This window comes from Mesorhizobium sp., assembly GCF_041661565.1.
Lineage (GTDB): Bacteria > Pseudomonadota > Alphaproteobacteria > Rhizobiales > Rhizobiaceae > Mesorhizobium.
In genome coordinates, this window is the sequence record NZ_JBAZUD010000016.1 from 40,794 (window position 1) to 49,163 (window position 8,370).

Below are 8,370 nucleotides of genomic sequence, written 5' to 3' on the forward strand. Positions count from 1 at the left end.
AGGGGCGGGTTCGGTGCGATGCGGTTTCACCTCACGCACCAACGGCTTCGTCAGCCGATTCTTCTTCGGCCGCAAGCTCGTCTTCGGTGATCCAGCCAGCCTTGAGGCGGGCTGCCAGCACCATCTGTTCGGCGTCGGCGCGCGTCACGCCGTGATTGGCCAGCACGCCGGGGAATACCTTGGTCTCGCCGTCCTTGCGTTCCTTCCAGCCGGTGAGGTCATCGGCGGCGTAGCCGGCGAAATCCTCTATCGTCTTCACGCCGTCCTCGCCCAGCGTCACCATCATGGCGGTGGTGATGCCCGGGATTTCGCGCAATTCGTCCGAGACGCCGAGCGCCTTGCGCTTGTCGTCCTGCTCGGCCTCTATCTTCTCAAGATATTCGCGGGCACGGGTCTGGATCTCCGAGGCGGTATCGTCGTCGAAACCATCGATCGAGGCGATTTCGCCGGAATCGACATAGGCCACTTCCTCGACACTGGTGAAGCCTTCGGAGGCCAGCACCTGGCCGACCATCTCGTCGACGTCGAGGGCTTCCATGAACAACGACGAGCGCTCGACGAATTCCTTCTGCCGGCGTTCGGATTCCTCGGCCTCGGTCAGGATGTCGATATCCCAGCCGGTGAGCTGCGAAGCGAGACGCACATTCTGGCCGCGGCGACCGATGGCCAGCGACAGCTGGTCGTCGGGCACGACGACTTCAATGCGCTCGGCATCCTCGTCGAGCACCACCTTGGCGACTTCCGCCGGCTGCAGCGCGTTGACGATGAAGGACGCGGCCGAGGGCGACCACGGAATGATGTCGATCTTCTCACCCTGCAATTCGCCGACAACGGCCTGGACGCGGCTGCCGCGCATACCAACGCAGGCACCGACCGGATCGATCGAGGAGTCGCGCGAGATGACAGCAATCTTGGCGCGCGAGCCCGGGTCGCGGGCGACCGACTTGATCTCGATGATGCCGTCATAGATTTCCGGCACTTCCATGGTGAACAGCTTGGCCATGAACTGCGGGTGCGTACGCGACAGGAAGATCTGCGGGCCGCGCTGCTCGCGGCGCACGTCGTAGACATAGGCGCGAACGCGGTCGCCATACTTGTAGTTCTCGCGCGGGATCAGCTCGTCGCGGCGGATGATTGCCTCGCCACGGCCGAGGTCGACGATGACGTTGCCGTACTCGACGCGCTTGACGGTGCCGTTGACAATCTCGCCGATGCGGTCCTTGTATTCGTCATACTGGCGGTCGCGCTCGGCTTCGCGGACCTTCTGCACGATCACCTGCTTGGCCGACTGTGCGGCGATGCGGCCGAAATCCATGGGCGGCAGCTGTTCGGCGATGAAGTCGCCAAGCTGGGCGTCGGGATTGCGCTCGCGGGCCGAGGAGATGGCGATCTGCGTGGCGTAGTCGTCAACCTTCTCGACCACTTCCATCAGCCGCTGCAGCTTCATCTCGCCGGTGTTCGGGTTGATGTCGGCGCGGATGTTGGTCTCCTGGCCGTAACGCGAGCGCGCCGCCTTCTGGATCGCATCGGCCATGGCGGCGATGACGATCGACTTGTCGATCGACTTTTCACGCGCGACCGCGTCGGCGATCTGCAGCAGTTCGAGTCTGTTGGCGCTTACAACCATGTTTTTTCTCCCGAGCCTGTTGGCCGGACCTTGGCCCGGCAGCTCAATCAGCTTTCCTGTTCGGTTTCGTTTTCCGCGTCTGCGTCCGAGCCCTCGGATGCGTCGTCATCGGGCTCGCCGCGGCGTTTCCTGGCTTCCTTGCGCGCCCTGTTGTCCTTCGACAGCGCGTCGCGAATAAGGTCGTCCGTCAGGATCAGGCGCGTTTCGGAAATCGCGTCATAGGGGACACGCACCGTCGGCTCCTCGCCATAGGCGGCCTTGTCGCGCTCGATCAACACATCATCCTCACCGGCCTCGGCGATCTTGCCCTTGAACCGCTTGCGGTCGGCGACGACGATCGATGTCTCCATCTTAACCAGATGGCCGGTCCAGGTGACGAAATCGGACTTGCGGACCAGCGGCCGGTCGATACCGGGCGAAGAGACTTCGAGATGATAGGCCTTCTCGATCGGATCATCGACATCGAGCGCCGGCGACACCGCGCGGCTGACCTCTTCGCAATCCTCGACGGTCATGGTGCCGTCCTCGCGTTCGGCCATGATCTGCAGTGTCAGGCCATTCTGGCCCGACAAATGCACACGCACGAGGCGAAAGCCGATACCGCGCAAGACCGGCTGGACGATCTGCGCGATGCGCGCATCGATGCCGCTTTCGCGGATGATGCGGTCGTCGCCCTCGCTTGCCGTTGCGGTCATTCTGTTCCTGTCGCTCGATTCGAAATCCTGGCGGCGGGTAATAAAAAAGAGCGGGACCGGGTGGACCCACTCTTCGTCATACCGACCAAGAATTTGAGGCTGATATAGACGATCACGGCCTGCGTTTCAAGCCCGCTGTGGCGGGCCGGCAGAAGCCCTGACAGCGTCAAGCATTGCTGCAGGCGCATGGCCCCCATGCGGCAATCCCCCTGTGAGGCCCGGCGGCGCGTTCTTATCTATTAGCCACAACAAAAACAGGACTGGCACGCGGTGGCGTGCGAAAGGGCAAGATGATGAGCAACCGCAGACTATTTTCCGCCTTGGGCGATCTCTTCACCACATTTGGCAGCGCGGTCGCCGCGTCACGCGCCGTGGAAGCCGGCCGCAAGCCGCGCGCCGACGATTTGCGCAATCTCGGCATGGATCCGGCCGTCTTCAACAGAATCGGCCGTTTCTGAAAATCCGCAGCCAGGCTGCGTGAGGCGTCTATGTCCTGACAAAGGTCAGATAGGCCGGGCGCCGACCCTCGCGAATGGCCTTAGCCTCATACCGCGTGCCGGGCCACCCGTCATAGGGACGATGCCAGTCCGCCGCCTCCGAAGCCTGCCAGCGAAACGCTGCGTGCGCCCGGCAATGCCGAAGGGTCCAGTTGACATAGGTATCGATGTCGGAGGCAAAGCGGAAGCTTGACCCCGGCTTCAGCACGCGCGCGAAGCGGTCTAGGTTGACCGGGCTGACGAAACGCCGCTTCCAATGCTTCTTTTTCGGCCAGGGATCCGGATAGAGAAGATCGATGCCGTCGAGCGATGCCTGCGGCAGCCAGTCGAGCAGGCGGGTGGCGTCATCGTCGTAGACCCGCAGATTGGCGAGCGGCCTGTTGCTTACCGCCATCATCATCTTGGCCATGCCGTTGACGAAGGGCTCGACGCCGATGAAGCCGGTCGAGGGCTGCTCGGTCGCGCGATGCAGCAGGTGTTCGCCGCCGCCAAAGCCGATCTCGAGACGAACCGCCGAAATTTCGGCCTCGAACAAACTGCGCAGGTCGAGCGGCGGTTCCGCCGTCAGGTCAAGCCGGTACAGGCCGAAACCGCTCTCCAGGGCAGCCGCCTGCAGCGGACGCATGGTCTTGCCGCGCCGGCGACCGAAGAAGGCTTCGGTGGCGCGGCTCGGTCTGTCCTGCGGGTCCATGGCGGGCGCCGGCGCCGCACTCAGGCGGCGACCGCGTCCTTGAGCGCCTTGGCGAGGTCCGTCTTCTCCCAGGAAAACGACCCGTCGCGGCCGGCCTTGCGGCCGAAATGGCCGTAGGACGAGGTCTTGGCGTAGATCGGCTTGTTGAGATCGAGATGACGGCGGATGCCGGACGGCGACAGGTCCATCACCGTGCGCAGCACTTCTTCCAGCTTTGCCTCGTCAACGCTGCCGGTGCCATGCAGGTCGACATAGACCGACAAGGGCTGGGCGACGCCAATGGCGTAGGACAGCTGGATGGTGCAGCGGTCGGCGAGCTTGGCCGCCACCACGTTCTTGGCAAGATAGCGCGCCGCATAGGCGGCCGAACGATCCACCTTGGTGGTGTCCTTGCCGGAGAAAGCGCCGCCGCCGTGCGGCGCGGCACCGCCATAGGTGTCGACGATGATCTTGCGGCCGGTCAGCCCGGCATCGCCATCTGGCCCACCGATGACGAACTTGCCGGTAGGGTTGATGTACCACATGCAGTTGTCGGCGATCTTGAGGTCGCCCAGCGCTTCGCGGATGTAGGGCTCGACGACCTGGCGGACCTTCTTGGAGTCCCAGCTCGCATCGAGATGCTGGGTCGACAGCACGATCTGCGTTGCCTCGGCGGCCTTGCCGTCGACATAGCGAACGGTGACCTGGCTCTTGGCGTCCGGACCGAGCCTGCCGGCCTCGCCGCTGCCTGCATGGCGCGCGGCGGCAAGAAGCTCGAGGATCTTGTGGCTGTAGTAGATCGGCGCCGGCATCAGGTCCGGCGTCTCGCGGCAGGCATAACCGAACATGATGCCCTGGTCGCCGGCACCTTCCTCGCCCTGGCGGTCGGAAGCGTTGTCGACGCCCTGGCCGATGTCGGGCGACTGGCCGTGCAGCAGGACCTCGATCTTGGCGGTCTTCCAGTGGAAGCCGGCTTGCTCGTAGCCGATTTCACGGATCGCCTTGCGGGCGACAGACTTGAACTTGGCCGGATTGACGATTGGATGCCCGGCGGCATCCTTGACGAGGTTGCCGGCCTTGTCCTTCTTCAGCAGCGTCTCGGGGACGCGCACCTCACCGGCGATGACGACGCGATTGGTGGTTGCCAGCGTTTCGCAGGCGACGCGGACCTTCCATGGGTCCATGCCGGTCTTCTTGGCTTCGCGATAGACCAGATCGACGATCTCGTCGGAAATCCGGTCACAAACCTTGTCGGGATGGCCCTCGGAAACGGATTCCGAGGTAAAGAAGTAGTTCTGCCGCGTCACGGGTGTCCCCTCTTGAAAAACGATCGGCAGGCTGCCGATTTTGGCGCGCCACGTGTTAGCGGTGCGGGGCGCCGCTCGTCAAGCGTCGCCGCGGTCAATGGCATGAATATCGCCGTACTTATCTTGTACCACCGGCGGCAGGTCGCCGCCGGTGGCAAGGGTATCGCGGATCAGTCGAAATCGTCGGCGGAGAGAGCTTTGACGAGTTCTATGATCCTGCGGCGCACCTTGGCGTCGGCGATCTTGACAAAGGCGCGGTTGAGCTGAAGGCCCTCCGCGCTGCCGCAGAATTCTACGGCGAACGCCATCGACGCATCTTCCGCGAAGCCACGGCCGGCCACGGCTTCCTGGCCGGGCGCATCTTCGAAGAAAAACGCGACGGGCACGCCGAGTATGGAAGCGATCGCCTGCAGGCGGCTGGCCCCGACGCGGTTGGTGCCCTTTTCATACTTCTGAATCTGCTGAAAGGTGATGCCCAGATTCTCTCCCAGTTTCTCCTGGCTCATTCCCAGCATGTTGCGGCGAAGCCGGATACGGCTGCCGACATGGATGTCGATCGGATTCGGTTTCTTCTTGTTGTCTTCTGTCATTTTTTCCTCGCCGATTTTTTTCGGCTATCATATTTTTTTATTGCCCGAACGGAGCCGGAGGCAACTGCCCCAACAGAATGGTCGACCGGCTTCAAGAAATTTCAGGCGCAACAGTATGAGTTTCTAATGTGTGGACTGTCAATTCACCCGTAGCCTCTGCCTTACGTTCAGCAGCACCGCCATAATGCCAAACAGCAACATGATCAGCATTCCGTTAACGCGCCGCTGGCCGGGCGACATGACGGCCGCAGCGGAAATCGGCACGTGGACATCGATGGCGCCGCGCGCGTTGATCGCCAGAGCGTCGACGATGCGGCCGCGCGGGTCGACGACGGCGGAAATGCCGTTGTTGGCGGCGCGCAGCAAGGGCAATCCATTCTCCACCGCGCGGATCTGAGCCTGCCTGAAATGCTGGTACGGACCGGGCGTGTCACCGAACCAGGCGTCGTTCGTGACGTTCACGAGGAGCTGTGCCGAATTGGCGTCCATCCCGACCAGATCGGGAAAGATCACCTCGTAGCAGATAAAGGGCAGCGCCCGGACGCCGTCGGGCAGCGTGATGGCGTGACGCTCATTGCCGGCGGTAAAATTCATGGGTCCGGCGACCAGTTGCTCGAGGCCGAAACGGCCGAGCAGATCGGCGAAAGGCAGATATTCGCCGAACGGAACCAGATGAACCTTGTCGACGGCATCGGCGATTTCGCCCTTGTCGTCGATCGCCACCACGGAATTGTAGTAGCGGCTGTCGGTCGTCGCGCCCGAACCCTCTTCGCGCACGACCCCGGCTATCAGCATCTGGCCGGGCGCCAGCATATCCCCCAGCGCCGTCAATGCGTCCGGACGCTCGGTGAACAGAAACGGCACCGAGGTTTCCGGCCACAGGATCAGCTGGGGCTTTTGATGGCCTGGCCCGGGGGCGTCGGCCGAGAGCCCCATCAAGGTGGCGAAGATCCGGTCGCGGACCGAAGCGTCCCACTTTTCCGACAAGTCCACGGCCGGCTGGACGATGCGGACATCCAGGCTGCGCGCCGCCGGTGTCTCTGGAGCGGACAGCCTGATGAAGCCGAAGCCGGCATGAGCGGCAATGAGCACGACGAACAGCGCCGCGCCGAGGCGCAGGTGCCGTCGAGCCGCCAGCAGCGCCGGCAGCGCGAAGACGAACACCGCAAGCGCATTCATGCCGACCATGCCGGTGACCGATATACTTTGCATCAAGAGAGGCACGGGCATCGCCGCGTAGCCGATCGCATTCCATGGGAAACCGGTGAACAGGAAGCCGCGCAGCCATTCCATCAGCGCGAAGCCGAAGGCAAGGGCGGCGATGCGGCCGATGTCGTTGGTCCACATGGTGCGGGCGACCATCGTCGCAAAGCCGTAGAAAAAGGCGAGCGCGAAGGGAATGCCGATCACCGCGAAGGGAAGCGCCCAGGCGAAGCTGTCAGCTTCGACCAGGAGAGCGGAGCCTATCCACCAGAGTCCGGCAAGAAAATAGCCGAAGCCGAACCACCAGCCGACTGCAAAGGCCGGCCGCAGCCGCCGCCACAGGCTGCCGGAGGCTTCGCCGGTCGCGCCGTCGATCAGCCAGACCAGCACCGGAAACGAGATGAAACAGGCGGCGAAGAAGTCATAGGGCGCCTGGCCAAGCACCGCCAGGGCGCCCGCCAGAAACGCCACGAGCGCACGCCGCCAACCCCAAAGCAGAATTATCCGGCCGGCAAGGCGCTCCATGCATACTTCCGAGTCGCGAATCAGGATGCAAGATTTAACAGGCCGCGGTCCGCGCTCCAAACGCCGGATGGGTGCCGGCCATCACGCTGCCGGCAGCCGCCGTGGCGGGGGGCCTAGGCCTGCTCGGTGCGCGCGGCGCGACGGCGACGCTCGGCCTTCTGGCTATGCACGATACGGACGCGCTTGACGCGGCGCGGATCGGCATCGAGCACATGGAACTCGAAACCGGGTATGGCCTGCACGACCTCGCCCCGGGCCGGCACGCGACCGAGCGTGTTGAAGATCATGCCGCCGATCGTATCGACATATTCGCCATGCTCGCCGGCGGCGAAGTCCTCGCCGATCATCTTGGCGACGTCGTCGATCTCGGCCTTGCCGTCGACAATGAAGACGCCGTCACCGCTCTGGGTGATCATCGGCTCGTCGTCATCATGCTCGTCCTCGATGTCGCCGACCACCATCTCGACGATGTCCTCGAGCGAGACAAGGCCGTCTGTGCCGCCATACTCGTCGATCACCAGCGCCATCTGCGTGCGTGTCGTCTGCATGCGGCCCATCAGGTCGGAGGCAAGCATGGACGGCGGCACGAACAGCACCGGGCGGATCAGGTTGAGGTCCCCAATGGTGCGCGCGAGGTCGACCTGGGCGAGATCGAGTTGAGTGGAGACTGGAATCTTCCTCGATGCGCGGCCCTTCTTGACGCGCGCGATCTTGGTGATGTGGGCCAGCACGTCCCGGATGTGGACCATGCCGCGCGGGTCGTCGAGCGTCTCGGCATAAACCGGCATGCGGGAATGGCCGGACTGCTCGAAGGTACCCAGCAGGTCGCCGAGCGTGGTCGTGATCTCGACCGCCTCGATGTCGGCGCGGGGCACCATGACGTCCTCGACGCGCACCTCGCGCAGGCGCAGGATGTTGTTGAGCATGGCGCGTTCGCCGGGCGAAAAGGACTCCGCATCGCTCGTCGTCTCGGCAAGCGCGCCGGCGATTTCCTCGCGAAGGCTGGTTCCATTGCGGTGCCGGAACAGGCCGAGCACGCGGTCGAACAGGGAAGGCCCGGCAGGCGATGGCTCGCTGGTAACGCTGCCGTTAACGGTACTCGGACTTGATCCCTCTTCCGATGTCTCGGAAGCCTTGGTCGCACTGCCGGCGTCGGGGCGGGCGGCAGTCTCTGGTTTGTCGTTCATCGTCGTCCGGTCAATTGTCAGATGTAGTTACGCGTAGGGATCGGGAATGGCAAGCCTTGCAAGCGCGGC

The 8,370-nt window shown here is 63.7% G+C and carries 8 protein-coding genes; 1 reads left to right on the forward strand and 7 read right to left on the reverse strand.

What is annotated here, in order from left to right; all coding sequences use genetic code 11:
* Positions 1-31: 31 nt before the first annotated feature.
* The gene (nusA, locus tag WC739_RS05080; protein WP_372951926.1) at positions 32-1,627 is read right to left on the reverse strand and encodes a transcription termination factor NusA; all 1,596 of its coding nucleotides are present in this window, start codon (positions 1,625-1,627) and stop codon (positions 32-34) included.
* Positions 1,628-1,674: 47 nt separating this feature from the next.
* Positions 1,675-2,322, reverse strand: a complete 648-nt coding sequence (gene rimP / locus WC739_RS05085) for a ribosome maturation factor RimP (protein ID WP_372951927.1) — start codon at positions 2,320-2,322, stop codon at positions 1,675-1,677.
* A gap of 293 nt (positions 2,323-2,615) precedes the next feature.
* Between rimP and WC739_RS05090 the strand changes: the two genes are divergently transcribed.
* Positions 2,616-2,780, forward strand: coding sequence for a hypothetical protein (locus WC739_RS05090; RefSeq protein WP_372951928.1), 165 nt, complete (start codon positions 2,616-2,618; stop codon positions 2,778-2,780).
* A 28-nt stretch (positions 2,781-2,808) separates the two neighbouring features.
* On the opposite strand, the gene WC739_RS05095 is transcribed toward WC739_RS05090, so the two are convergent.
* The 5 genes from WC739_RS05095 to WC739_RS05115 form a co-directional block, all read right to left on the reverse strand.
* Entirely contained in the window at positions 2,809-3,510 is a 702-nt protein-coding gene (locus WC739_RS05095; protein ID WP_372951929.1) for a tRNA (guanosine(46)-N(7))-methyltransferase TrmB, read from the reverse strand.
* Between the two features lie 20 nt (positions 3,511-3,530).
* Positions 3,531-4,796 carry a methionine adenosyltransferase gene (gene metK / locus WC739_RS05100; protein WP_372951930.1) on the reverse strand — a complete coding sequence of 422 codons (1,266 nt, stop codon included), beginning with the start codon at positions 4,794-4,796 and terminating at the stop codon, positions 3,531-3,533.
* Between the two features lie 170 nt (positions 4,797-4,966).
* The gene (locus WC739_RS05105; protein WP_372951931.1) at positions 4,967-5,386 is read right to left on the reverse strand and encodes a helix-turn-helix domain-containing protein; all 420 of its coding nucleotides are present in this window, start codon (positions 5,384-5,386) and stop codon (positions 4,967-4,969) included.
* Between the two features lie 138 nt (positions 5,387-5,524).
* On the reverse strand, positions 5,525-7,114 hold the full coding sequence (gene lnt / locus WC739_RS05110; protein WP_372951932.1) for an apolipoprotein N-acyltransferase: 1,590 nt from the start codon (positions 7,112-7,114) through the stop codon (positions 5,525-5,527).
* Positions 7,115-7,227: 113 nt separating this feature from the next.
* A complete protein-coding gene (locus tag WC739_RS05115; RefSeq protein WP_372951933.1) occupies positions 7,228-8,301 on the reverse strand; it encodes a hemolysin family protein in 1,074 nt (357 codons plus the stop codon).
* Positions 8,302-8,370: the final 69 nt, after the last annotated feature.

Bases quoted from the DNA above. Each gene is read 5' to 3' on its own strand.
- nusA (WP_372951926.1), bottom strand. From the start codon at position 1,627: ATGGTTGTAAGCGCCAACAGACTCGAACTGCTGCAGATCGCCGACGCG.
- rimP (WP_372951927.1), bottom strand. From the start codon at position 2,322: ATGACCGCAACGGCAAGCGAGGGCGACGACCGCATCATCCGCGAAAGC.
- WC739_RS05115 (WP_372951933.1), bottom strand. From the start codon at position 8,301: ATGAACGACAAACCAGAGACTGCCGCCCGCCCCGACGCCGGCAGTGCG.
- WC739_RS05095 (WP_372951929.1), bottom strand. From the start codon at position 3,510: ATGGACCCGCAGGACAGACCGAGCCGCGCCACCGAAGCCTTCTTCGGT.
- lnt (WP_372951932.1), bottom strand. From the start codon at position 7,114: ATGGAGCGCCTTGCCGGCCGGATAATTCTGCTTTGGGGTTGGCGGCGT.
- WC739_RS05105 (WP_372951931.1), bottom strand. From the start codon at position 5,386: ATGACAGAAGACAACAAGAAGAAACCGAATCCGATCGACATCCATGTC.
- WC739_RS05090 (WP_372951928.1), top strand. From the start codon at position 2,616: ATGAGCAACCGCAGACTATTTTCCGCCTTGGGCGATCTCTTCACCACA.